Source organism: Azospirillum sp. CT11-132 (genome assembly GCF_047302835.1).
Classification (GTDB): Bacteria; Pseudomonadota; Alphaproteobacteria; order Azospirillales; family Azospirillaceae; genus Azospirillum.
This window is the reverse complement of sequence record NZ_JBGLZA010000003.1, coordinates 1,366,991-1,390,281: the sequence shown is the minus strand read 5'-3', so window position 1 is coordinate 1,390,281 and position 23,291 is coordinate 1,366,991. Positions and strand designations below refer to the sequence as shown.

21 protein-coding genes and 1 other RNA gene are annotated in these 23,291 nt (G+C 68.2%); 9 read left to right on the top strand and 13 right to left on the bottom strand.

All coding sequences use genetic code 11. The features are described 5' to 3' along the window. Positions 1 to 109: 109 nt before the first annotated feature. Entirely contained in the window at positions 110 to 1,327 is a 1,218-nt protein-coding gene (locus ACCD06_RS12315) for an ATP-binding protein (protein ID WP_413340941.1), read from the top strand. A 22-nt stretch (positions 1,328 to 1,349) separates the two neighbouring features. Here the strand turns inward: ACCD06_RS12315 and ACCD06_RS12310 are convergent, their stop codons facing one another. Together ACCD06_RS12310 and ACCD06_RS12305 are read right to left on the bottom strand one after the other, a co-directional pair. Beyond that, positions 1,350 to 2,117: a class II glutamine amidotransferase gene (locus ACCD06_RS12310; RefSeq protein WP_413340939.1), complete on the bottom strand. Its 768-nt coding sequence runs from the start codon at positions 2,115 to 2,117 to the stop codon at positions 1,350 to 1,352. Positions 2,118 to 2,266: 149 nt separating this feature from the next. After that, complete coding sequence (locus ACCD06_RS12305; protein ID WP_413340937.1) at positions 2,267 to 3,331, bottom strand: DUF2125 domain-containing protein; 1,065 nt, start codon at positions 3,329 to 3,331, stop codon at positions 2,267 to 2,269. A gap of 112 nt (positions 3,332 to 3,443) precedes the next feature. Here ACCD06_RS12305 and ACCD06_RS12300 point away from each other — a divergent pair, with 112 nt between their 5' ends. The 3 genes from ACCD06_RS12300 to ACCD06_RS12290 all read left to right on the top strand — a co-directional run bounded on the left by ACCD06_RS12300 (position 3,444) and on the right by ACCD06_RS12290 (position 7,945). Continuing rightward, a complete protein-coding gene (locus ACCD06_RS12300) occupies positions 3,444 to 4,049 on the top strand; it encodes a gamma-glutamylcyclotransferase (protein ID WP_136704270.1) in 606 nt (201 codons plus the stop codon). Between the two features lie 180 nt (positions 4,050 to 4,229). Beyond that, a complete protein-coding gene (locus ACCD06_RS12295) occupies positions 4,230 to 5,909 on the top strand; it encodes a methyl-accepting chemotaxis protein (RefSeq protein WP_413340935.1) in 1,680 nt (559 codons plus the stop codon). Beyond that, positions 5,906 to 7,945: a M1 family metallopeptidase gene (locus ACCD06_RS12290; RefSeq protein WP_413340933.1), complete on the top strand. Its 2,040-nt coding sequence runs from the start codon at positions 5,906 to 5,908 to the stop codon at positions 7,943 to 7,945. Before ACCD06_RS12295 ends, ACCD06_RS12290 begins: the two co-directional genes overlap by 4 nt. 241 nt (positions 7,946 to 8,186) lie before the next feature. On the opposite strand, the gene ACCD06_RS12285 is transcribed toward ACCD06_RS12290, so the two are convergent. From ACCD06_RS12285 to rpsU, 7 genes are all read right to left on the bottom strand, one after another. Then, positions 8,187 to 9,371, bottom strand: a complete 1,185-nt coding sequence (locus tag ACCD06_RS12285) for a CobW family GTP-binding protein (protein ID WP_413340931.1) — start codon at positions 9,369 to 9,371, stop codon at positions 8,187 to 8,189. After that, positions 9,341 to 9,811, bottom strand: coding sequence for a Fur family transcriptional regulator (locus tag ACCD06_RS12280; RefSeq protein WP_109073859.1), 471 nt, complete (start codon positions 9,809 to 9,811; stop codon positions 9,341 to 9,343). Before ACCD06_RS12280 ends, ACCD06_RS12285 begins: the two co-directional genes overlap by 31 nt. Before the next feature lie 200 nt (positions 9,812 to 10,011). Then, positions 10,012 to 11,493, bottom strand: a complete 1,482-nt coding sequence (locus ACCD06_RS12275) for a cryptochrome/photolyase family protein (RefSeq protein WP_413340928.1) — start codon at positions 11,491 to 11,493, stop codon at positions 10,012 to 10,014. Positions 11,494 to 11,560: 67 nt separating this feature from the next. Further along, complete coding sequence (gene pdeM / locus ACCD06_RS12270) at positions 11,561 to 12,268, bottom strand: ligase-associated DNA damage response endonuclease PdeM (RefSeq protein ID WP_413340926.1); 708 nt, start codon at positions 12,266 to 12,268, stop codon at positions 11,561 to 11,563. Then, a complete protein-coding gene (locus ACCD06_RS12265) occupies positions 12,268 to 14,754 on the bottom strand; it encodes a ligase-associated DNA damage response DEXH box helicase (protein ID WP_413340924.1) in 2,487 nt (828 codons plus the stop codon). The genes pdeM and ACCD06_RS12265 overlap by 1 nt, the downstream gene beginning before the upstream one ends. A 60-nt stretch (positions 14,755 to 14,814) precedes the next feature. Beyond that, complete coding sequence (gene panB, locus ACCD06_RS12260; RefSeq protein ID WP_413340922.1) at positions 14,815 to 15,648, bottom strand: 3-methyl-2-oxobutanoate hydroxymethyltransferase; 834 nt, start codon at positions 15,646 to 15,648, stop codon at positions 14,815 to 14,817. 205 nt (positions 15,649 to 15,853) lie between these two features. Then, entirely contained in the window at positions 15,854 to 16,057 is a 204-nt protein-coding gene (rpsU, locus tag ACCD06_RS12255; RefSeq protein ID WP_012974546.1) for a 30S ribosomal protein S21, read from the bottom strand. A 217-nt stretch (positions 16,058 to 16,274) separates the two neighbouring features. Between rpsU and def the strand changes: the two genes are divergently transcribed. After that, the gene (gene def, locus ACCD06_RS12250; RefSeq protein WP_109073854.1) at positions 16,275 to 16,856 is read left to right on the top strand and encodes a peptide deformylase; all 582 of its coding nucleotides are present in this window, start codon (positions 16,275 to 16,277) and stop codon (positions 16,854 to 16,856) included. Positions 16,857 to 16,880: 24 nt separating this feature from the next. Then, on the top strand, positions 16,881 to 17,576 hold the full coding sequence (locus tag ACCD06_RS12245) for a COQ9 family protein (RefSeq protein ID WP_109073853.1): 696 nt from the start codon (positions 16,881 to 16,883) through the stop codon (positions 17,574 to 17,576). A 122-nt stretch (positions 17,577 to 17,698) separates the two neighbouring features. Here the strand turns inward: ACCD06_RS12245 and ACCD06_RS12240 are convergent, their stop codons facing one another. From ACCD06_RS12240 to ssrA, 3 genes are all read right to left on the bottom strand, one after another. After that, positions 17,699 to 18,079 carry a TfoX/Sxy family protein gene (locus tag ACCD06_RS12240; RefSeq protein ID WP_109073852.1) on the bottom strand — a complete coding sequence of 127 codons (381 nt, stop codon included), beginning with the start codon at positions 18,077 to 18,079 and terminating at the stop codon, positions 17,699 to 17,701. Between the two features lie 13 nt (positions 18,080 to 18,092). Further along, on the bottom strand, positions 18,093 to 18,590 hold the full coding sequence (locus ACCD06_RS12235) for an SspB family protein (protein WP_109073851.1): 498 nt from the start codon (positions 18,588 to 18,590) through the stop codon (positions 18,093 to 18,095). A gap of 80 nt (positions 18,591 to 18,670) precedes the next feature. Next, positions 18,671 to 19,031, bottom strand: a transfer-messenger RNA (tmRNA) gene (gene ssrA, locus ACCD06_RS12230). Positions 19,032 to 19,145: 114 nt separating this feature from the next. Here ssrA and thyX point away from each other — a divergent pair. Together thyX and ACCD06_RS12220 are read left to right on the top strand one after the other, a co-directional pair. Beyond that, the gene (gene thyX / locus ACCD06_RS12225) at positions 19,146 to 20,087 is read left to right on the top strand and encodes an FAD-dependent thymidylate synthase (RefSeq protein ID WP_109073850.1); all 942 of its coding nucleotides are present in this window, start codon (positions 19,146 to 19,148) and stop codon (positions 20,085 to 20,087) included. Positions 20,088 to 20,103: 16 nt separating this feature from the next. Beyond that, on the top strand, positions 20,104 to 21,999 hold the full coding sequence (locus tag ACCD06_RS12220) for a hypothetical protein (RefSeq protein ID WP_413340917.1): 1,896 nt from the start codon (positions 20,104 to 20,106) through the stop codon (positions 21,997 to 21,999). 24 nt (positions 22,000 to 22,023) lie between these two features. Here ACCD06_RS12220 and ruvX read toward each other — a convergent pair whose 3' ends face one another. Beyond that, on the bottom strand, positions 22,024 to 22,575 hold the full coding sequence (gene ruvX, locus ACCD06_RS12215; protein WP_413342492.1) for a Holliday junction resolvase RuvX: 552 nt from the start codon (positions 22,573 to 22,575) through the stop codon (positions 22,024 to 22,026). 73 nt (positions 22,576 to 22,648) lie between these two features. Here ruvX and ACCD06_RS12210 point away from each other — a divergent pair, with 73 nt between their 5' ends. After that, on the top strand, positions 22,649 to 23,191 hold the full coding sequence (locus ACCD06_RS12210; RefSeq protein ID WP_109073847.1) for a GNAT family N-acetyltransferase: 543 nt from the start codon (positions 22,649 to 22,651) through the stop codon (positions 23,189 to 23,191). The last annotated feature ends 100 nt before the right edge of the window (positions 23,192 to 23,291 follow it).

Below are 23,291 nucleotides of genomic sequence, written 5' to 3'. Positions count from 1 at the left end.
CGGGTATCCGGTCGTTCATTTCGCCCGGCTGCTCATTTTGGATTGCATTCGATCCGTTCAGAGGCAAATCTAATTGCCCACGCGGACGGTTCAAAGGTGCACGCTCCCGATGAACAGGAGCCAGATCGACCCGGCGCTCGCCCAGCAGGTCAAGGACGCGAGCATCCTGATCGTGGACGACAACCCGTCCAACGTCGACCTGTTGCGGGAAATCCTGAGCCATGACGGTTATCGCCGTGTGCGCGGCGAGACCGACCCGCGCAAGGTGCCGGACCTCTGCGCGGCGGAGCCGTTCGACCTGTTGCTGATCGACATCCGCATGCCGCACATGAGCGGCTTCGACCTGATGGAGCGGCTGAAGCCGATCTTCGGCGACGATTACGTGCCGATCCTGGTGCTCACCGCCCAGACCGACCAGGAGACCCGGCGCAAATCGCTGGAACTGGGCGCCAACGATTTCCTGACCAAGCCCTTCATCGCCTGGGAGCTTCTGCACCGCGTCCGCAACATGGTGGAGATCCGCAAGCTCTACCGCCGCGCCGCCGAACAGAACCGCGAGCTTGAACACCGTGTGTCGGAGCGCACCGCCGAGCTGTCGGACGCGCTGGAGGCGGCACGCAAGGCCGATCGCGCCAAGCTGGACTTCCTTGCGGTGATGAGCCACGAGCTGCGCACCCCGCTGAACTCCATCATCGGCTTCGCCGACGTGCTGGCCGGGGAGGGGATGGGCAAGCTGGGCCATCCCGATTACCTGGAATATGTGAAGCTGATCGAGGAAAGCGGCCGGTCGCTGCTGACCATGGTCAACAACATCCTGGACTATACGCGCGGCTCCACCGGCTCCATCGAGATCCAGGAAAGCGACGTCAACATCCCCCAACTGCTGACCGGCTGCGCCGACATGCTGGCGCCGAAGGCGGCGGGCAAGCGGCTGACGGTGGCCGTCCATCCCTGTCCCGCCTTCCGTATGCGCATCGACCGCCGCCGGTTGCGCGAGATGGTGCTGAACCTGCTGGACAACGCGGTCAAGTTCACGCCCACCGGCGGCCATGTCGCCGTGGCGGTGGAGGACCGCGGCAACTTCGTCGGGCTGACCGTGCGCGACAACGGGCCGGGAATTCCAGCCGAGCTGATGGGGCGCATCTTCAACCCCTTCACCCAGGCCGAACGCTCGCTGGTCCGCCAGCATGAGGGGGTCGGGCTGGGGTTGCCCATCGTGCGCCGCTTCGCCGAGCTGCATGGCGGCGGCGTTGAGATCGACAGCGCACCGGAGCGTGGGACGGCGGTGACCATCCTGCTGCCGAAGGAGCGGTTGCTGGAGGGGTGATGGCCCCTCGCTCAATCCTCGCTCAATGAAACGTGAACATCTCCGGCGCGGCACCGATGCGCGCCACCAGTCCGCCGCTGGGGGGCACTTGCCGCCACTGGTCGCGCTGGGCGTCGACCGGTTCCGACACCACGATCAGGCCGTTCTCGCCCCGGCGCCAGTACAGGCTGGGCGGCTTGTCGTCGGATGCCCAGCGCACCGCCCACACCCGCTCGCCGTCGGTCCAGGTCGCGGTGAAGCGAAGCGGTGCGGTGATGTCCAGCGCCTGCATCTCGTCGCGGATGGCATGCAGCACGCGCTGGAAGGCGCCGACCGAATCCTGCTCCAGCCCCTGGCCGATCGCGGCGAGGAAGATCGCCTCGCTGTCGGTGGTGCCGGTGCGGGAGCTGTACAGCTCGTCCGGGATCATCGCCTCCACCCGGCGGCGCAGGCGGGGCCAGTCGCCGACCTGCCCGTTGTGCATGAACAGGAAACGCCCGGCCTTGAAGGGATGGCAGTTGGCCCGGCTGACCGCGGTGCCGGTGGCCGCCCGCACATGGGCGAAGAACAGGTGGGAGCGGACATGGCTGCAGATCGATTGCAGATTCTCGTCCGACCAGGCCGGGCGGATCTCGCAATAGCGGCCGGGCTCGGTCCGCTCGCTGTACCAGCCGACGCCGAAGCCGTCCCCGTTGGTTTCGGTCTTCGCCTCCGCGGCGTGCATCGACTGTTCGATCAGGGAATGACAGGGCGTGCAGACCAGCGTTTCCAGGAACACGGGTTCGCCGCAATAGGCAAGAAACCGACACATCGACCGACGCACCATGGCAGCCGCGACAGGGACTGCGTCAATTTGACCTGACGCGCCGTGTGAAACAAGGGGGCGGAGTCATGGAAGCGTCATGCCCGCCGACACCTGTTGCATTTCCGCCGGTTATCGACAGCACCGCCCGATACTTGTCACCAGACCAGCTTGGGCAACGCTGCGACGCGCAGCGGCCCGACATACAGGGCGCGGTCCTGCACCGTCACCGGGGCGGTGACCACCGGTTCGCCGTTCGGGCCGGTCGGACGCGCCAGCATGGCCAGCACGGTTTTGGCGATGGCGGCCTCGTTCGGGCGCATCATCGGCTTCACCGCGTCCAGGATGGCCGGCGCGCCGCGGATCTCCGCGGTCAGCGCCGCCTGCGGCTGCAACTGGGCATCCAGCGCCAGCGTGCCGGACAGCACCGCTCCCAGCGGTCCCCAATCCAGCGCCAGCCGGTCCAGTTCCACCGTGCCGCCGTCGCGGCTCCAGGCCGACAGGCTCGCCGGTTCCGGTCGTGGCGGTATGCCCATGACGCGCAGGGTCAGTTCCGTCCGTTTCACCTCGCGGCCCAGCGTCGGCGGCATGCCGTCGGGCAGGGTTAGCCCGTCGGCGGACAGCGTCACGGTCAGGCCGGCGGTGCCGCGTTCGGCCGGCGGCTGGTCCGGCTGGGCGGCGCTGACGTCGAACGCGGCGACCGGCACCGGCTGTCCGGCGACCTGCGCGGTCAGACCGGTGAAGTGCAGGGCGAGCCGCTCCAGCGTGCCCGACATCCGCATCGTCACGTCGCCGCTGCCGCCCTGCGGTGCCAGGATGTCGACGGGCGGCTGACCGGGCTGGACGATGGAGAGGCGCTGCTCGCCGGGAAAGGTCAGGGCGATGCGCGTCGGATTCCAAGGGGCTGCCTCCGCCACCAGGCCCGCTCCCTGCCAGTCGGCGCCACGGGTCGCCAGATGGAGCTTTTCCAGCTCGGCCCGCAGGGTGAAGGGGAAACCGCCTACGGTCAGCCCGCCATGTTCGACGACCGCCCCGTTGGCACGCTGGTCCGCGACCCAGGTCTCCAGCCCTTCCCGCACGGAACGGGCCGCCTGCCACCACCACAATGAATAAAGAAGGGCAGGCAGCAGCAGGACCATCAGAACCAGGATGGTCGCGATCCGGCGCCCGGTCAGCAGGCGGCGCGGGACGGAAGAGGTGGCGTTGGGTCGCATCGGTGGCATGTCCGTTCCATCTCCGTACCGTTATAGCGACCCCGGAACCCGCATGCTAGGCTCGGTGGCCGCCGATTCGGTTCCAACCAGTCCCAAGCGATCTTTCCTTCTGCGATCTGCCATGGCTCCCGATTCACCGATTCCGACTCCCGCCTGGACCGGCGACATCGCCGTCGAACCCGGCGCCGACCTGTGGGTGTTCGGCTATGGCTCGCTGATGTGGAACCCCGGCTTCCTGTTTGCGGAGCGGCATGCGGCGACCCTGGCGGGATATCACCGCAGCTTCTGCGTCGCCTCCTATCGCTATCGCGGAACACCGGAGCGGCCGGGGCTGGTGCTGGGGCTGGACCGCGGCGGCTCCTGTCGGGGCATCGTCTTCCGGGTGGCCGCGGCGGAGGTGCCCTCGACCCTCGACTATCTGTGGGAGCGCGAGATGGACAGCCGGGTCTACCGGCCGAGGCTGCTGCGCGTGCGCCTGCGTGACGGCCGCTCGGCGGAAGGGCTGGAGTCGGTCAGCGCCTGCTGCTTCGTCGTCGACCGCAACCACCCGCAATACTGCCGAGGCCTGGACGAGGCTGCGGTCGTTTGTCGCATCGCCGGCTGCTGCGGCCAACGCGGGCCCAACATCGATTACTTGGCCAACACAGTTGATCACTTGAAAGAGCTAGAGATCTGCGATGTCCGGTTGTCAAAGTTGTATGATCGGGTGCGCGCCTATGCGGGTTGACCTAGGCTTGGGATCTGTTTTTGGAGTCTTTCCGATCAATTGTGATGATTTGCTATCAATCTCTTAGCAGCCTGTAATCTTCTGACGCATTTGACGTTCAATTGTGTCTTCACTATTCCGTTTTGACACTGACCGACCGAATCCATAGAATTCTAATATTCTATCCGGGAGGTCGTGTGAATGCAGAACGTCAGCATAGGAAAAAAATTCCTCACCATTTCCGCAGTTATGCTCTGCGCAATCATAGGTGTGGCCGCCATCCTTCTCTCTTCTCTTCACACCACTCAACAGGAGGCCAGCGAGGCAAAGGTTCGTTCGATCGTCGAGGCTGCCATCGGTGTCGTCAAAGATTTTGAAACCCGTGCTGCAAAGGGTGAGATGCCCTTGGACGCGGCCCGTACCGCGGCCCGCAACGCCATACGTTCGATGCGTTACGCCGGGAACGAATATCTGTTCGCCACAGATGCCGATGGCTTGGTTGAAGTCCACGGTGGACAGCCGCAAATCGAAGGACGAAATCTCGGCGACTCCAAGGACCCGAATGGCATTCCCTTCGCACAGCTTCTGGTCGAAGAGGGGCGCAAGGGTGGCGGGTACGTCTCCTATTCCTGGCCGAAGGTGGCGGGGGCCCAGCCAAGCCCCAAGATCGCCTATTCGCAGATGACGCCGGGCTGGAAGTGGATCGTCGCCACCGGTGTCTATGTCGACGACATCGAGGCCGAGTTCCGCCGCCATGCGCTGCAGGCCGGATTGCTCGGCGGTGGTTTGGGCATCGCGGCGCTGTTGCTGTCGTTGTGGATTGCGCGCTCCATCACTCATCCGCTGTCGCGGCTGACCGCGGCGATGCGGCGGCTGGCCAATGACGACCTGGATGTCGAGGTCACCGACACCGACCGCCGGGACGAGATCGGGCAGATCGCCGCGACGGTCGGCGTGTTCAAGGAACGAGGGCTGGAAAACCGCCGCCTGCGCGCCCAGCAGGAGGAGATGCACGTCAAGGCGGAGGCCGAGCGGGTGGCCCTGCTGTCCAGGCTGGCCGACGGCTTCGAACGGTCCATCGGCGAGGTGGTGCGGCAGGTGACGGCCTCGGCCGGCACCATGCGCCAGACCGCCCAGTCGCTGACCGTCAGCACCGGCACAGCCACCAGCCGCAGCAGCGCCGCCGCCCAGGCCGCGGAAGAGGCGGCAGTGAGCGTCAACACCGTCGCCGGTGCCACGGAGGAGCTGTCCAGTTCCATCGGCGAGATCGGCCGGCAGGTCAGCGCCTCCAACGACGTGGCGAACCAGGCGGTGACCGAAGCGGCCAAGACCAACGAGGTGATGAATGGCCTCGTCCGCGCCGCCAACGAGGTGGGCGAGGTGGTGAGCCTCATCAACTCGATCGCCGGGCAGACCAACCTGCTGGCTCTGAACGCCACCATCGAGGCCGCGCGTGCCGGCGAGCACGGCAAGGGCTTCGCCGTCGTCGCGTCGGAGGTGAAGGGACTGGCCAACCAGACCGCCCGTGCCACCGACGACATCCAGAAGAAGATCGCCGAAATCCAGCAGGCGACCAACGTGGCGGTGGTGGCGATCCGCGACATCGGCCATGTCATTGGCGAGATGACCAGCATCTCCAGCGCCATCGCCGCGGCGGTGGAACAGCAGGGGGCTGCGACGCGGGACATTTCCGCCAACGTCCATCAGGCGGCCCAGGGTGCGCAGGCGGTCTCGGTCAATGTCGCCGGCGCCAGCGAGGCGACCACCGATGCCGGTGCCAAGGCCAACGAGATGCTGGATGAATCCGGGCTCCTGACCGGCGTCGCGGACCGGCTGCGCCGCGAGGTGGACGGCTTCCTGGAGAGCATCCGCGCGGCATGACGCCGCGCTGGCGCCTTGCCGGTCCGGCGACCATCTTCAGGGCCATGACGACGATCCTGCGCATCCGGTTCCCTGCCCTGGGGACCCTGGTGGGAGTGGCACTGGTCCTGGGCGTGGTCGCCCCGGCCGGTGCCGCACCGCTTCACCACGACATCGACCTGACGCTCGATCCCGCCGCCGGACGGATAGAGGCGGTAGATCGGCTGACACTGCCGGCCGGGACTCAGTCCTTGCGGTTGGACCCGGCCCTGACGCTGGAGGAGGCGCGGGCCGGCGACAAGCCCGTCCCGGTGGATCGGCGTGGCGACCGGCTGCGGCTGGTGGTGCCGGAGGGAGGCGGGCCGGTGACCATCCGCTATGGCGGCCGGCTGCCGGGCTTCACCGCCGGCACCGGCCTTGCGCTGGATGGAGAGGGCGCCTTCCTGCCGGGACTCGGCGGCTGGCTGCCCGATCCGGCCTCGGCATCGGAAGAACCACCGACTTGGCGGCTGTCGGTGCGGGTGCCGGCGCCCTATGTCGCGGTCGCCACCGGCCGGCTGGTGGAGGAGGGGCGCGACGCCGCCGGCTACCGCGCGGTGTTCGAGGAAAGCCGCAGCGTGGAAGAACCCTCCGTCTTCGCCGGTCCCTGGACGGTGGAGGAGCGGATGGCGGGGAACCTGCGCCTGCGGCTCTACCGCCATTCGGATCAGGCGGGGCTGGCCGACGGCTATCTCGGACTGTCGGAGCAGGCGATCGCCGCCGGGTCCGCCCGCATCGGCGCATATCCCTTCGACGGCTTCAGCGTTGTATCGGTTCCACCGCCGGTGGGGCTGGGTTTCCCCGGCCTGACCGCCATCGGCCGTGCGGTGCTGCCGCTGCCCTTCATCCGCAGCCAGTCGCTGACCCACGAGATCATGCACAACTGGTGGGGCAACGGCGTGCGGGTCGGTGAGGGCGGCAATTGGGCGGAGGGGCTGACCACCTACATGGCCGATTATGCCGCCGCCCGCGAACTCGGCGCCGACGCGGCGCGGGCGATGCGGCTGGACTGGCTGCGCGACTATGCCGCCCTGCCGGCCGAGCGCGACCGCCCGCTGACGGAGTTCCTGTCCAAGACGCACGATGCCTCGCAGATCGTCGGCTACGGCAAGGCGGCGATGCTGTTCCACATGCTGGAAGCGGAGATCGGGCACGACGTTTTCGACGCCGGCATCCGGAAATTCTGGAGTGGGTTTGCCTTTCGCAATGCCGGCTGGTCCGACCTCCGCCAATCCTTCGAGGCGGCGTCCGGCCGTGACCTAAGCGGGCTGTTCAGTCAATGGGTGGGGCGGCGGGGCGCACCGATGCTGACCCTGGTCGATGCCCGTGCCGTGGGCGACGGTGTACAGCTGACCCTGCGGCAGGAGGCCGACGCGCCCTATGCCCTGACCCTACCGGTGCGGCTGGAGACGGCGGCCGGGGTGGAGGAGCATAGCGTCCAATTCGACAGCCGGCAGGCGACGTTGCGCATTCCATCGAAAGCGGAGGTCCGGGCGGTGGCGGTCGACCCCGACTTCGACCTGTTCCGCCGTCTGGCTCCGGGGGAGGCGCCGCCGATCCTGCGCGACGTGACCCTGCGTCCGGGTGCGGAGCGGGTGATCGCCGTTGATGGCCCTATGGATGGCGAGGCGGCGGAGGCGGCAGGGACGCTGGCCGGCCGGCTGATCGACGCTTCCGGTCGGGAGAGTGGCGGCAGGGAGAGTGGCGGTGGAGCGGCGCCGCTGCTGCTGGTCGGCACCGACGCGGCGGTGGCGCGGACGTTGGAGGCGCGCAGGCTGCCGCCGGTGCCGGCGGAGTTGGCCGGGCGCGGCAGCGCACGGGTGTGGGTGTCACGTGCGGCGGATGGGCGGACGGCGCTGGTGGTGTCGGGCGCCGATGCCGAGGCGCTGAAGGCGCTGCTCCGGCCGCTGCCGCATTACGGGCGGCAGAGCTGGCTGGTGTTTGAGGGCGCGAAGGCGACGGACCGCGGGGTTTGGGCGGTCGGCGACAGCCCGTTGCGGCGGGTGGTGGGGAAGTGAGGGTGGTGGGGCGGTGTCGGCTTCGAGTGCCCCCTCCCTAACCCTCCCCCGCTCTCAGCGGACCTATGGTCCGCCTGTCGCGTCAGCACAAAGCAAAGCTTTGTGCGAGAGCTTCGCGGGAGAGGGGACTGCCGCCGTTCTTTGCTAACCTCTGCAAAGGTCCTGCCCCCTCTCCCGCGAAGCGGGGGAGGGATGGGGAGGGGGCAACCAATGTGGTGAGGGGGCACCCCATAGCCCGCACTTACCCCTCTTTCCCCTCACCCCAGACCAGCCCGTTGAACAGCGGCTCGATCACCGGCTGGCCGAGGTCGCGGGTGATGAAGACCAGCTTGGTGCGGTGGTCGTCGCTGGGCCAGTCCTCCAGGCGGACGGGCGGATGGAACATGTGCTGTACGCCGTGGACGACCACGGGCAGCTCGCTTTCCTGGACGTTCAGCAGGCCCTTCACCCGCAGCAGGTTCTCGCCGGCCTGGGCGATCAGCGCTTCCATGAAATCGACGAATCCGTTCCAGGGAATCGGCCGGTCGATCACCATGCAGAAGGCTCGGATGTGGTCGTCATGGCGGTTGGCGTCGTGATGATGGTCATGGCCGCAATCGGGACCGCAATGGTCGCCGTGGTCGTGGTCATGGTCGTGATCATGTCCATGGTGATCATGGTCATGATGCCCATGCCCATGCCCATGCCCCTGCGCCTTGGCCAGCTCGTCGCGATAGGCCTCCTCGCGCAGCCAGCGGGCAACGTCGGGGCTCTTGGTCTCCGGGTTGTACAGACCGGCGTCGAACAGTTTGTTCGGATCGACCTCGCCATGGGCGGCGGGGATGATCGGGGCGGCCGGGTTGATGGCGGCGAGGCGCTGCATCAAGGCGGTGGTCGCCGCCGGGGTGGCGACGTCGGTCTTGGTCAGGACGATGCGGTCGGCGACGGCGGCCTGCTTCACGCTTTCCGGCTGGCGGTCGAGCTGGAGCGAGCCGTGCGCCGCGTCCACCGTGGCGATGACGCCGTCCAGGCGGAAGCGGGCGGCCAGCAACGGATCGGACATCAGGGTGTGGATGATCGGGGCGGGATCGGCCAGCCCGGTCGTTTCCACCACCACCCGGTCGAATTCGGGGATCTCGCCCTTCACCCGCTTCAGGAACAGGTCGCGCAGCGTGTCGACCAGATCGCCGCGGATGGTGCAGCACAGGCAGCCGCTGTCCATCAGCACCATGTTCTCCGACGCCTTGGCGACCAGCAGATGGTCGAGCCCGACCTCGCCGAACTCGTTGATGACGATGGCGGTGCGAGCCATCGCCGGATTGCGCAGCAGTGCCTGCAGCAGCGTGGTCTTGCCGCTGCCGAGGAAGCCGGTCAGCACCGAGACGGGAAGACGGGCGGGAGAGGCGGCGGGAGCGCTCAACGGGGATTCTCCTGACAGGATTTGCACAGGCCGCGCACCTCGACGGTGGGGCGCTGGACGCGGAAGCCGCGCTCGGCCGCCGCGGCGATGATGGCGGCGCCGACGCCCGGATCGTCGATCTCGGCGGCGTCGCCGCAGGCCTCGCACACCAGGAACTGCCCGGAATGGACATCCCCCGGCGCGGCACAGCCGACATAGGCGTTCAGCGATTCGATGCGGTGGACCAGCCCCTGTTCGACCAGGAACTCCAGCGCGCGATAGACGGTCAGCGGTGCCGCCGCCTTGCCGTCCTGCTGGCTGAGATCCTCCAGGATCGCATAGGCGCCGCGCGGCCGGTGGCTGGACCACACCAGCTCCAGCACGCGGCGGCGCAATGCGGTCAGCCGCGCGCCCCGTTCGGCGCACAGCGCGTCGGCACGGGTCAGGGCATCGGCGATGCAGTGGGTATGGTCGTGAAGCGCGGACATGGGTGTTACTTTATAACACTCTGTCGGCTGATGCAACGCGACAAGGGAAAAGGCGGCCCCGGGGGAGGGGCCGCCTTGTCAGGTGGCGGTCGTTCTTTCTTTTTGGGATGGCGCGACCGCACCGGGCCGCTGAACACACGATAGCGAATGCGCGTGACCGATTGCGGGCGACGCCATGACTCTTCGATGAAGATCGACACTCAGGACTCGGCTTCCACCTTGCCCTTGTGCTCGTTGTAGAGGGCCAGCGTGCGGTCGCGGGCGACGGCATGGTCGATGATCGGGCGCGGGTAATCGTCGCCCAGCCGGACGCCGGCCTGCCGCAGCACCTCGGTCGGCGCGGCCCAGGGCTGGTGGATCCAACGCGGCGGCAGCCGGTCCAGTTCCGGGACGTAACGGCGGACGTAATCGCCCTGGGGGTCGAACTTCTCGCCCTGCAGGACCGGGTTGAAGACGCGGAAGAAGGGGGCAGCATCGGCGCCGCAGCCGGCCACCCACTGCCAGTTGCCGGCATTCTGGGCCAGATCGGCATCGACCAGCGTGTCCCAGAACCAGCGCTCCCCCTCCTGCCATGGCAGCAGCAGATCCTTGATCAGGAAGGAGGCGACGATCATCCGCACCCTGTTGTGCATCCAGCCGGTCTCCCACAGCTGGCGCATACCGGCATCGACGATGGGATAGCCGGTGCGCCCGCGCTGCCAAGCCCGCAGGCCGGCGGCATCCTCGCGCCAGGGGAAGTCGGCGAAGCGGGGATCGAGCGGCCGGTCGGGCAGTTCCGGCGCATGGTGCAGCAGGTGGTATTGGAACTCGCGCCAGCCGATCTCGCGCAGGAAGGCGTCGATGCCGGGCGCCAGTTCCGGCCGGGCCTCGGCGGCATGGCGGGCGGCATGCCAGATCTGCCGCGGCCCGATCTCCCCGAAGGCCAGATAGGGCGACAGGACGGAAGTGCCGGGGCGGTCCGGCCGGTCACGCTCCGTCGCATAGACCCCGACCGGCCCGTCGAGGAAATCGGCAAGGTGGGACAGCGCCGCCGTCTCCCCCGGCACCCAGCGCTTGCGCAGGCCCGCCGCCCAGTCGGGCTTTGTCGGCAGCAGGCCCCAACCGTCGAGATCGTCACTGGCCGGTGCGGTGCCCGGCGCCATCAGTTCGGATGGGGCGCGGGTCGGCAGCGGTGGGTTCAGCGTGGCCGACAGATGGCGCCAGAAGGGGGTGAAGACCTTGAAGGGACCACCGCTCTTGTTGCGGACGGTCCAGGGTTCGGCAAGCAGGCCGGCATTGAAGCTGCGTGTGTCGATGCCGCGCGCCTTCAGACGCTCCTTGATCGCCGAATCGCGGGCGGTCTTGGCGGGGGTATAGCGGCGGTTCCACAGAACGCACTCCGCCCCCGTCTCCGCGATCAGCGCGTCGAGCACCGCCCCCGGCTCGCCCCGGCGCAGCACCAGCGGCGAGCCATGGCGGGCGCAGCAGGTGGCGAGCCGTTCCAGGCTGCCGTGCAGCCACCAGCGCTGCGCCCCGCCGAGCGTCCATGGATCCAAGGGGGGATCCCCGGTTTCCTCCTCCAGGATGTAGAGCGGGATGACCGGGGCGCCGCGTTCGGCGGAGGCCTGGGCGGCGGCGGTCAGCGCCGGATTGTCGGCAAGGCGCAGATCGTTGCGGAACCAGACGATGATGGGGGCGGGCATGCGCGGTGCTCGATTGGTCTCATCCGGATCCACCGATATAGGCCGCGCTCACGCTTCGGCCAGAGCGTCAGCGCGCGCGGTCCGGCGACAAACGGGCGCAGGGGAAGCGGTAGACCCGGCCGCGCGCCGTCATCAGCACCTCGAAGCCCGGCGCCAGCAGCCCGTCGAAGGCGGCATCCAGCACGTTCAGCCCGCCGGTGAAACTGCCGAAGGCCGGCAGGATCAGCTTGGCACCGTCATGGGCGAAGCAGCGTTCGCGCACCCGCCGCCCGGCCAGCGCCACCGTGGCGGCCGGGTGCAGGTGGCCCGACAACTCGCCGACCGCGCCCGGCTGCGCCTCGTGCCGGAAGGTCAGGGGGCCGATGGACAGCTCCGCCGCCACCCGGCCGCCGAGGCCCTGCGGCGGTTCGGGGTCGTGGTTGCCGGTGATCCACACCCAGTCGGCGACGGCGGCGGTCAGGCCGCGCAGCCGCTCCACGTCGGCCGGGTCCATCCGCTCCGCCGCGCGGCGGTCGTGGAAGCTGTCGCCCAGGCACAGCACGCGCGCCGGCCGCGCCATCGCGATGATCTCCGCCAGCCGGCCCAGTGTCGCGCGCGTGTCATAGGGCGGCAGCATCCGGCCGCGCGCGGCGAAGGCCGATCCCTTCTCCAGATGCAGGTCGGCGACGGCGAGGATGCCTTCCTCCGGCCACAGCAGGGCGCCCGACGGATCGGCCAGCAGATCGGCGCCGCACAGCCTCAGCGCCGCGCGGCTGGTGCTCTCGGTGAGGCTCATCACAGGATCAACCGGCCCTGTTCCGGTTTGGCACGCTTGGGCGCAGCCAGTTCCGGCATCGCCTCCGCCAGCAGCTCTGCCTCGGCGGCGGCGAGCAGTTCATCGGTGGCGCTGCCGTCCACCCGCTCGCGCCCGATCTCCAGGATCACCGGTACCGCCAAGGGGGAGATGCGGTCGAGGTCCTTGTGGGTGATGCGGCCACGCACCCGCGCCAGGAAATCGGACAGGCGGCGGATGTCGGTCAGCCCGCCCGCCGCGTCGGCCCGCGTCGCCCGCAGCAGCACATGGCCGGGGTCGTGCTTGCGCAGCACGTCATAGATCAGGTCGGAGGAGAAGGTGACCTGCCGCCCGGTCTTCTCCTGCCCCGGATGGCGGCGGTCGATCACCCCGGCGATCAGCGCCACATTGCGGAAGGTCCGCCGCAGCATCGACGATTCGTCCATCCAGGCTTCCAGATCGTCACCCAGCATGTCTTGGTCGAACAGCGCATCCATGTCGGTGGGCGAGCGCAGCGACCAGATCGCCAGCACGTAATCAGTGGCGACGAAGCCCAGCGGTCCCAGCCCGAAGCGCTCCATCCGCCGGGTCAGCAGCATGCCCAGCGTCTGGTGCGCATTCCGCCCTTCGAAGGCGTAGGCGACGAGGAACTGCTTGCCCGCCTTGGGAAAGGTCTCGACCAGCAACCCGTCGCGGTTCGGCAGGACCGAGCGGTAGCGTTGCAGCCGCAGCCATTCCTGCACGTCTTCCGGCAGCCCGTCCCACTGGCGCGGATCGGCCAGCATGGCACGCACGCGCTCTGCCAGATGGGTGGTCAACGGCAATCGCCCGCCGGCATAGGCGGGGACCTTCGGGTCGCCGCTGCCGCCCTTGGCGACCTGCGCCTCCATCTCGCGGACGCCGAGGAACTTCAGCAGCTGGCCGGCGAACAGGAAGGTGTCGCCTGGGGTCAGGCCCTGGATGAAATACTCCTCCACCTCGCCCAGCACCGGGCCGCGGTTCAGCCGGACGCGCAGCAGCGCCTCCTGCGTGATGGTGCCGACATTCATGCGGTACTGCCGCGCCACCGCCGGGCCGGCCACCGCCACCCGCCCGTCCTCGCGCAGCTTCAGGCGCTGGAAGCGTTCATAGGCCCCGAGCGCGTAGCCGCCGGTGGCGACGAAATCCAGCACGTCGTCGAACTCGTCGCGCGTCATCGCGGCATAGGGGGCGGCGGAGACCACCTCCTCATACAGTTCATCGGCCAAGAAGGGGGCGGCGCAGGCCATGCCAAGCAGATGCTGGGCCAGCACGTCCAGCCCACCCGGCCGCGGCGCCTCGCCGTCCAGCGTGTGGTCGTGCACCGCCTCCAGCGCGGCGCGGCATTCCAGCACCTCGAAGCGATTGGCGGGGACCAGCAGGGCGCGGCTGGGCTCGTCCAGGCGGTGGTTGGCACGGCCGATGCGCTGGACCAGCCGGCTCGATCCCTTCGGCGCGCCGATCTGCACCACGAGGTCGACGGCCGCCCAGTCGATGCCGAGGTCCAGCGAGGAGGTGGCGACCACCGCCCGCAACTCGCCGCGCGCCATGGCGCCCTCGACCTTGCGGCGCTGCTCCACCGCCAGCGAGCCGTGGTGGAGCGCGATCGGCAGATTGTCGTCGTTGACCCGCCACAGTGCCTGGAACACCAACTCGGCCTGGGCGCGGGTGTTGACGAACAGCAGGGTGGTGCGCTGGCGGTTGATGCGCTCGTAGATTTCCTTCATGGCGTGCATCGCCATGTGGCCGGCCCAGGGCACCCGCTCCTGCGAGGTCAGGATCTCCACCTCAGCCTGGGCGCCGCTGCGGCCCAGCACAAGTCGCACGTCGTCGGAGTCGCTTCCGTCATGCCGGCCGCGGCGGGACAGCCAGGCCAGCAGCCGCTCCGGTTCCGCCACCGTGGCCGACAGCCCGACGCGGCGGGCCGCGGGGGCGAGCCGCGACAGGCGGGCAAGACCGAGCGCCAGCAGGTCGCCGCGCTTGGTTCCGGCCAGCGCATGCAACTCGTCGATGATGACGCAGCGGAGATTGCGGAACAGCCGGTCGGCGTCGGTGTAGGACAGCAGCAGCGCCAGGCTTTCCGGCGTCGTCATCAGCATGTGCGGCGGATGGGTGCGCTGTCGCCTGCGCTTGGCTTCCGGCGTGTCGCCGGTGCGGGTCTCCGCGCGGATCGGCAGCCGCATCTCGGCGATGGGCTGTTCGAGATTGCGCTGGATATCGACCGCCAGCGCCTTCAGCGGCGAGATGTAGAGGGTATGCAGCCCCTCGCGCGGCCGTTCCGCCAGTTCGATCAGCGAGGGCAGGAAGCCGGCCAGCGTCTTGCCGCCGCCGGTGGGCGCGATCAGCAGGGCGCTTTCACCCCGCTCCGCCGCCTCCACCATGGCGACCTGATGCGGGTGCGGCGCCCAGCCGCGCGACCGGAACCACGCGGCAACATTGGGCGGGATCAGGGCAGGGGAGGGTGCATCCATGGCGATCGGACTGTAGCGGATCGCCTGGAACGGAGGAAGAACGATGTGCGGGACAGAGCCTTACACCGCCGCCGCCTTCTTCATCCCGAAGCAATGCTCCGGCCCCGGAAAGGCGCGGCTGCGCACCTCGGCGGCGTAGGTCGCGGCGGCCTCGCCGACCGTTTCGCCGAGGTTGGCGTAGCGCTTGACGAATTTCGGCTGGAAGGCGCCGAACAGGCCAAGCATGTCGTCGGTGACCAGCACCTGACCGTCGCAGGCTGGTGAGCCGCCGATGCCGATGGTGGGGATCGCCACCTCTTCGGTGATGCGGCGGGCGAGTTGCTCCATCGTGCCTTCGATCACCAGGGTGAAGGCGCCGGCCTCGGTGATGGCACGGGCGTCGGCGGCGATCCGCTCGGCCGCCTCGGCATCGCGACCGACCGCCTTGTAGCCGCCGAGCGTGTTGACGGACTGCGGCGTCAGCCCGACATGGCCCATCACCGGAATGCCGCGGGCGGTCAGGAAGGCCACCGTCTCCGCCATCTCCAGCCCACCTTCCAGCTTGACCGCCTGGGCACCAGTTTCCGCCATCACGCGTGCGGAGGCGCGGAAAGCGGCCTCCTTGCTCTCCTGATAGCTGCCGAAGGGCAGATCGACGACGACGCAGGCCCGTTCCGACGCGCGCACCACCGCGGCGCCATGGGCGATCATCATGTCCAGCGTCACCGGCAGCGTGCTGTCCAGCCCATAGACCACCATGCCCAGCGAATCGCCGACCAGCAGGATATCGACATGCGGGTCGAGCAGCCGGGCCACCGGGGCGGTGTAGGCGGTCAGGCAGACGATCGGCTCGCCCCCCTTGCGGGCGCGCAACGCCGGGACCGAGTGGCGGGCGGTGAGGTTGGAAGCGCTCATGATCGGGCCTTTCCGGTACGGGCTGCGACGTTTTGGCTCGCTGACCGTTCAATACGCTTGACCGACGCACAATCAGGCCAAGCGAAATGGCGCAGATACACCAAAACCGCCCACGCGAGGATCGCGGGACGGTCGGGTGCAAGACACAAGGGGTCTTGGGCGCGCATCACACGCGCCCTTCGCAGTCGCTACGTGCGACCGACGATTAATAGCCCTCGCGTTCCATCCGCTTACGGAGCAGCTTGCGGGTGCGACGCACCGCTTCAGCCTTCTCACGCGCACGCTTCTCCGAGGGCTTCTCGTAGTTGCGACGCAGCTTCATTTCACGGAAAATGCCCTCGCGCTGCATCTTCTTCTTCAGCGCGCGGAGGGCCTGATCGACGTTGTTATCTCGGACCAGAACTTGCACGTTTACCGTCACCCTTCCAAGTGTGCCGTGTTGCGCAAAGGCAACAGATAGGTATGCGCGGCGGGCGCACCCCTTGTGTGGGCGCAGTGTGTAGCATGCTCCACCGCCTTTGTGAAGGGGAGTCTTCGGCCCGCAAGCATAAGCCCGGCCAGAACCGCTGTGGCATAACCACAGGAATCGGTTGCTCCGGCCGCATTCACACTCCAGATATAGCGGCATGCCAGTGCTTCCAATCGCCCGGATGGGCAATCCCGTACTCCGCAAGATCGCGGAGCCCATCGCCGACCCGACCGATCCGGCCGTCGCCCGGCTGGCGGCCGACATGATCGCCACCATGCTCGATGCTCCCGGAGTCGGGCTGGCCGCGCCGCAGATCGCGGAGTCGCGCCGGATCATCGTCTTCCGCATCCCCGCCGACCGCGGCGAGGGGGAGGAGGTGGCGAACACCGTCCTGGTCAATCCGGTGATCGAGCCGCTGACCGACGACATGGTCATGGGCTGGGAAGGCTGCCTGTCGATTCCCGGCCTGCGCGGGCTGGTGCCGCGCTATGCCCGCATCCGCTACCGCGGTTATGGCCTGGACGGCGCCCGGATCGATCGGGAAGCGTCGGGATTCCATGCCCGTGTGGTCCAGCACGAGGTCGACCACCTGGATGGCGTGCTCTATCTTGATCGCATGGACGATCTGCGGCTCCTCGTCTGCACCGAGGAGATGCATCACCTCAACGCCGCGCTGGCCGCGGCGACTCATATCACGGCCGCGCCGGGCGCGGCCACGGACGCGCCGACCCCGGCCTGAGGGCGAGCGCAGGGAGATTTGGCGATGAGCATCGACACGCTTCGCGACGAGATCCTGGTGGCCAGCCTGCCCAACGTCGTCTTCGACGGCTGGAGCCTGCAGGCTCTGCGCGACGGCACCGAGATGGCGGGGCACGAGCCGTCGGCGCTGCTTCGCGCCTTTCCCGGCGGCGTCACCGACGCGGTGGAGCATTTCGCCGACTGGGCCGACCGCCAGATGCTGGACCGGCTGGAAGCCCAGCCGATGGCCGAGATGAAGGTGCGCGAGCGCATCTCTCTCGCCGTCCGCACCTATTTCGAGGTTCTGGAGCCCTATCGCGAAGCCAAGCGCCGGCAGCTTTCCTACCTGGCGATGCCACAGAACGTGACGCTCGGCCTGCGGTTGCTCTACCGCACGGTGGACGCCATGTGGTTCGCCGCCGGCGACACCTCCACCGACTACAACCACTACACCAAGCGGGCGCTGCTGGCGGCGGTGGTCAGCTCCTCCACCTTCTATTGGCTGGACGACAAGTCGGAGGACCATGCGGAGACCCGCGCCTTCATCGACCGGCGGCTGGCCGACGTGATGGCGGTGGGCAAGGCGACCTCGTCGGTCGGCAAGCTCGGCTCGATGCTGAACTTCCTGCCCAACCCGCTGCGCTTCGCCCGCCAGATGCGCCAACGCACCGCCGGTGCCCAGGCGAGCAACGCGACGATCCACATGGCGGAGAATATTTGAGGGGGCGCGTGGGAAGGGTGAAGGGTAGTACAGGGAACCATGCGGTTCTTGATTCTTGGATCACCCCTCCACCCTTCCCACGCCTGACGGCGCGGGTCCCTTCCCTCTCCGGGGGGGAGGGCCTATTCCGCTATGGCAGGTTTCTTCCGCTTCACCTTCGCCGCCTTCTTTGCCGCCGCCCGCAAGGCCGCCTCGAACCCCGACCGGGCCCAGGGCAGCAGTTCATCGCGGTCGTCCAGAGCCGAGTCGGGAGGCGGGTAGTAGGACAGGGTGGTCGGTTTGTCCGGCATCGGCCGGAAAGGCTCTAGCCCCAACTCCGTGAACGCCGCGCGGTTCACGTCGTCCGCCTTGAAATACAGGGTTTCGTCCGCGACCAGCGCGAAGGTCAGCCCGTCGATGGACAGGCCATAGCCGCCGAACATGCGGCGCGCCCGCACATCGCCCAGCGGCGCCATCATCTCGCAGAGCGTGACGACATACTCGCTGGGCGGCTGGGACGGCATGTGTGGGAAGCGGTTACTTCTTGCGGAAAGCGTCCAGGGCCACGACCTCGCCGCGCTTCGGCTCCTCGGCCGGGGCGCTTTCCTCAGCCTTTTCCTCGACACGCTCGGCGGCGGGGCGGGGCGGCATGGTCGAGACCTCCGCCGATTCGGCGGCGGCCAGCGGCTGGAACTGCAGCGCGAAATTCACCGACGGGTCGGCGAAGGTGGTGATGGCGGCGAACGGGATCACCAGCCGCTCATGCACGTTGTTGAAGCTCAGCGTGACCTCGAAATGATCGTCCGTCACGTCCAGCCCGTAATACTGGAACTGCAGGACGATGGTCATCTCGTTCGGATACTGGGAGGCCAGGTAATCCGGGATCTCCACGCCGGGGAAGCCGGTGCGGAAGGTCAGGTAGAAATGGTGATTGCCCGGCAAGCCGCGCTCGGCAACCTCGGTCAGCGCGTCGCGGACAACGCCGCGCAACGCGGTCTCGACCATGCGGTCATAGCGGAGCTGCTCTTTCGGCATGCTTGGGCGGGTCCCTGATAACGCGATCGGTCCGGCGTCCCGCCTTGGCCGAGGGCCGGCACGAAACGCTGGAAAGAAGAGGTGTGGGCCTTCTGTTGCTAGGCGGCCCACGGCCCCACCCTTAGGCGCTAACCCTCGGGGATTAGGTTTAGGCTACCAGCCGCCGTTAGGCAGCGAGGCGAGCCTGAGCAACGTTGTCGTTGGCAACTATTGCAACGGCCCGATAACGGCGGAACCATGCCGAGCGAAAACCATGCCTTTACCACGCGTGTCGATCCTATTTCGCCCCCAACGACCCCGGTCAACGAGTCCGGTGTATGGTTGGTGGAGGCGCCGGGTACCGCCCCCGGGTCCACAACGCTTATTCCACAAGGCGTTTATCGCCATAGTCGGCGAACCGACGAGGCGAATATAGGCACTCCCGTTCGGCAAGGGAAGGGGGTGTGTGCATGATCGCCGAATGCGTTGCGTTGACGCGGGGCACTTCGTTCGTTCACCGTTCCCGACAGCCACGCGGTCTGGTAAGACAGCCGGCACCGTAACCCCGGAGTCACCATGCCGATCACGCCCGAGCAGCGCGACGAAATCGATCGCCTGCGCGCCGTCACCGCCACCACCCGCCGCGCCACCGTCCCGGCGTTGGAAGAGGTCCTCTATCAGCCGCTGGAGGTTCTGGACCACGGCTTCGTCCGCGTCATCGACTATATGGGCGACGATTCGGCGGTCGTGCAGGCGGCGCGCGTGTCCTATGGCAAGGGCACCAAGAAGGTCAGCGAGGATTCCGGCCTCATCAAGTATCTGATGCGCCACCGCCACTCGACCCCGTTCGAGATGTGCGAGATCAAGTTCCATGTGAAGCTGCCGATCTTCGTCGCCCGCCAGTGGATTCGCCACCGCACCGCGAACGTGAACGAGTACTCGGCGCGTTACTCCATCCTCGACCGCGAATTCTACGTGCCGGCGCCGGAACAGCTGGGCGCCCAGGCCGTGGTGAACCGCCAGGGCCGCGGCGACGTCCTGGAAGGCGAGGAGGCGGCCAACGTCATGCGGCTGCTGCGCGAGGATTCCGAACGCGCCTACAGCCACTACGAAGAGATGCTGAATCACCGTGAGGACGGCAGCGTCATCGATCCGACCCGCCAGGGTCTGGCGCGCGAACTGGCGCGGATGAACCTGTCCTTGAACTACTACACGCAGTGGTACTGGAAGGTCGATCTCCACAACCTTCTGCATTTCCTGTCGCTGCGCGCCGATGCCCACGCCCAGTATGAGATCCGCGTCTATGCCGACGCGATGCTGGACGTGGTGAAGCGCTGGGTTCCGGCGGTCTACGAGTCCTTCACCGAATACCGCATGGGCGGCGCCCACCTGTCGCGCACCGGCCTTGACGTGGTGAAGCGCCTGCTGGCCGGGGAGCCGGTGACGCAGGAGGCCAGTGGCCTGTCCAAGCGCGAATGGCGCGAGCTGATGGACCAACTGGGCCGGACCGAAGCTTAAGACGGAACCGAAGACGATGACGCCGGATCAGGCCGAAAGCATCTACCGCCAGGGCCTGATCGCCGCGCAGGCCGGCCGCTGGGCCGAGGCTCAGGACCTTCTCGCCCAGGCCATCACCGCCCGGCCGGGCGTCGCCGTCTGGTGGGCCAATTACGGGCTGGTGCTGGAAAGTCAGGGCGACATTCCGGGAGCGGCGCAGGCCTATGCCGGGGCGCTGAACCTCGACGGCGGTCTCGCCATGGCGATGGACGGCTTGCTGGTGATGGCGGAGACGCTGGCCGGCGCCGGGCGCGCCGATCTGGCGGAAGGCTGCTACCGCCGCGCCACCGCGCTCAGCCCTGCCACGCTGGCCGCGCTGGTGAATGCCGGCAATCTGCTGCGGGCGCAGGCGCGCAGGGCCGAGTCGGCGGCGCTGCACCGCCGCGCCGCGATCCTCGAACCCGACAACTGGATCCCGCCCTACAACATCGGCAACGCGCTGGCCGAGATGAACCGGCTTGGCGAGGCCGACCGCGCCTATCGCGCCGGGCTGTGCCTGGAGCCGTCGCGGGTGGAGCTGTGGGCCAACCGTGCCAGCCGGTCGCTCGCCCCTCAGGCCCGCATCGGCGAGGCCTTGACCGCGCTCGACCGTGCGCTGCGGCTGGCACCCGGCGCTGATTCGCTGCACAGCGCCCGGCTGTTCCTGATGCAGTACGATCCGGCGCGGACGATGCCGCAGATCGCCCAGGCCCATGCCGATTGGGGTGTCCGCTATCCCGACCGGCCGGCCGCCGCGGTGGCGGCGCCGGCGCCGAGGCTGCGCGTCGGTTACGTCTCCGCCGATTTCCGTGCCCATCCGGTCGGCGCATTCCTTGAACCGGTGCTGGCCGCCCATGACCGTGCTGTCGTCGAGGCGATCTGCTATTCCAACACCGCCAACCCGGACGCCGTGACGGCGCGGCTGCGCGGTCTGGCCGAGGGCTGGGTCGACAGCGTGGCGATGGATGACGCGGCCCTGCTGGAGCGCATCCGCGCCGACGGCATCCATATCCTGGTCGATCTGGCCGGCCACACGCTGGGCAACCGGTTGGGCGTCTTCGCCCGGCGGGCGGCGCCGGTGCAGGTCACCTGGGCCGGCTATGTCGGCACCACCGGCCTGCCGGCGATGGATTACCTGATCTCCGACCCGCGGCAGAGCCCGGAGGGCGCCGACGGTTGGGCCATCGAGGGCATCGTCCGCATGCCCGACGCCTATGTCCCCTGGTCGCCGCCGGCCGCCGCACCCGCCGTGGCGCCGCTGCCGATGATCGCGCGCGGCGCTCCGACCTTCGGGTCGCTGAATGCCCTGCCCAAGCTGAACGCGCAGGTCGCCTCCTTGTGGACCCGCCTTCTGGCGGCGGTGCCTGGGTCGCGGCTGCTTCTGCGCACGCCCGGCCTGGATGATGCGGATTTGCGGGCACGGACGCTGGCGTTGTTCACGGCCGCCGGCGCCGACGCGGCCCGCATCGAGCTGCACGGCGCGGCCCCGCATGCCGAATTCCTGGCGACCTATGGCGAGATCGATGTCGCGCTCGACCCCTTCCCCTATTCGGGCGGGCTGACGACGCTGGAGGCGCTGTGGATGGGGGTGCCGGTGGTGACGCTGGGCGGCGACCGCTTCTGCGCCCGCCACACGGTGACCCACCTCACCTCCGCCGGGCTTCCGGCGCTGGCGGTCGAGGGGGAGGAAGCCTACATCGCCATGGCCGCCGCGCTGGTGTCCGATCCGGACGGGCTGGCGAGCATCCGCAGCCGCCTGCGCGACCGGCTCGCCGCCTCGCCGGCGCTGGATGGCGTGCGCTTTACCCGCGCGTTGGAGGCGGCCTTCGGCGCCATGTGGCAGCGCGCCGCGGCGGGGCAGGGACGGGCGTCCTTCGCCCTGAACTTCGACTGAGGTCAGCCTTTGTCGGCGACCGCTTCAATCGCGGTCGTAATCGTCATCCCGCTCTTCCTCGCCTTCGTCTTCATCTGCTTCCGCGGCGAGGCGGCGCTGGTTGGCCAGCATGTCGAGCGCACCCTGCAGGATGTAGGCGGCGGCCATCTTGTCCACCACCTCGTCCCGGCGCTTGCGGGTCATGTCGGCCTCGCCGATCATGAAGCGCTCGACGGCCGAGGTGGACAGCCGCTCGTCCCAAAAGGCGATTTCGGCCTCCCAGCCCAGCAGGTCGGGACGTTCCAACAGGTTCTTGGCGAAGGCGCGCACCGACTCGGCACGCGGCCCCTCCGTTCCGTCCATGTTCAGCGGCAGCCCGACCACCAGCCCGCCGATGCCGTAATCGCGGATTGTCTTGCCCAGCTCGCGCGCATCCTGGGTGAATTTGGTGCGCTTCAGCGTTCCGATGGGAGATGCGACGATCAGTCCCGGATCGGCCACCGCCAGCCCGACGGTCTTGGTGCCGACGTCAAGGCCAAGCAAACGTTGGTTTTTGCCCAGCCGGGCCGCGAGTTCGGAGAGGGTATGGATCATGATCCGACCATAAGGCCGCAGCCTTGTCACTGCAAGATCGCTTGAGTTGTTGTAAAAGATACTTATTCTTCTAAGTATGAGCAGCGCACTATCCCTTACCGCCTTGTCGCACCGGCCGCTCGCCGACGCCGACATCCCCACCATCTGCGGGTTCCCACGCAACGCGGAGGAGCTGTATTTCCTGTTCCCGCGCGCCGTCTGGCCGCTGACCCCGGATCAGGTCCGGGCGACGCTGGGGCTCCGCCGCGATCCGACCGTGGTCACATTGACCGAGGATGGGCGGGAGCGCGTGGTCGGCTATGCCAACTATGCCACCTTCGAGGATGGCTGCACCGCCAGCATCGGCAATGTCAGCGTCGACCCGACCCTGCGCCGCCGCGGTATCGCCGAATATCTGGTGCGGACGATGATCGATCGCGCTTTCGATCACCATCACCTGCCTGAGCTGACGCTCTATTGCTTCAACACCAACACGCCGGGCCTGCTGCTCTATGCCAAGCTCGGCATGACGCCGATCGCGCTGGAGACGCGGGTGACGCCCTGGGGCGAGCCGATCGCGCTGTTCAAACTGCGCATGGAACGCGCCAATTGGCAGTCGGCGACCCGCATCGCCGCATGATCCGGCGCCTTCTGAGCGGCGGAATGGCCGCAATCGTTGCGGTGCGCGTGCGCGGGTGATAGCTTCGCGGCCGATTTCCAATGTTTTGGAAGAGAGTAGA

Coding starts and splice junctions, on each gene's coding strand:
- ACCD06_RS12315 (WP_413340941.1), top strand. CDS start 110: ATGAACAGGAGCCAGATCGACCCGGCGCTCGCCCAGCAGGTCAAGGAC.
- ACCD06_RS12310 (WP_413340939.1), bottom strand. CDS start 2,117: ATGTGTCGGTTTCTTGCCTATTGCGGCGAACCCGTGTTCCTGGAAACG.
- ACCD06_RS12305 (WP_413340937.1), bottom strand. CDS start 3,331: ATGCCACCGATGCGACCCAACGCCACCTCTTCCGTCCCGCGCCGCCTG.
- ACCD06_RS12300 (WP_136704270.1), top strand. CDS start 3,444: ATGGCTCCCGATTCACCGATTCCGACTCCCGCCTGGACCGGCGACATC.
- ACCD06_RS12295 (WP_413340935.1), top strand. CDS start 4,230: ATGCAGAACGTCAGCATAGGAAAAAAATTCCTCACCATTTCCGCAGTT.
- ACCD06_RS12290 (WP_413340933.1), top strand. CDS start 5,906: ATGACGCCGCGCTGGCGCCTTGCCGGTCCGGCGACCATCTTCAGGGCC.
- ACCD06_RS12280 (WP_109073859.1), bottom strand. CDS start 9,811: ATGTCCGCGCTTCACGACCATACCCACTGCATCGCCGATGCCCTGACC.
- ACCD06_RS12275 (WP_413340928.1), bottom strand. CDS start 11,493: ATGCCCGCCCCCATCATCGTCTGGTTCCGCAACGATCTGCGCCTTGCC.
- pdeM (WP_413340926.1), bottom strand. CDS start 12,268: ATGAGCCTCACCGAGAGCACCAGCCGCGCGGCGCTGAGGCTGTGCGGC.
- ACCD06_RS12265 (WP_413340924.1), bottom strand. CDS start 14,754: ATGGATGCACCCTCCCCTGCCCTGATCCCGCCCAATGTTGCCGCGTGG.
- panB (WP_413340922.1), bottom strand. CDS start 15,648: ATGAGCGCTTCCAACCTCACCGCCCGCCACTCGGTCCCGGCGTTGCGC.
- def (WP_109073854.1), top strand. CDS start 16,275: ATGCCAGTGCTTCCAATCGCCCGGATGGGCAATCCCGTACTCCGCAAG.
- ACCD06_RS12245 (WP_109073853.1), top strand. CDS start 16,881: ATGAGCATCGACACGCTTCGCGACGAGATCCTGGTGGCCAGCCTGCCC.
- ACCD06_RS12240 (WP_109073852.1), bottom strand. CDS start 18,079: ATGCCGTCCCAGCCGCCCAGCGAGTATGTCGTCACGCTCTGCGAGATG.
- ACCD06_RS12235 (WP_109073851.1), bottom strand. CDS start 18,590: ATGCCGAAAGAGCAGCTCCGCTATGACCGCATGGTCGAGACCGCGTTG.
- thyX (WP_109073850.1), top strand. CDS start 19,146: ATGCCGATCACGCCCGAGCAGCGCGACGAAATCGATCGCCTGCGCGCC.
- ACCD06_RS12220 (WP_413340917.1), top strand. CDS start 20,104: ATGACGCCGGATCAGGCCGAAAGCATCTACCGCCAGGGCCTGATCGCC.
- ACCD06_RS12210 (WP_109073847.1), top strand. CDS start 22,649: ATGAGCAGCGCACTATCCCTTACCGCCTTGTCGCACCGGCCGCTCGCC.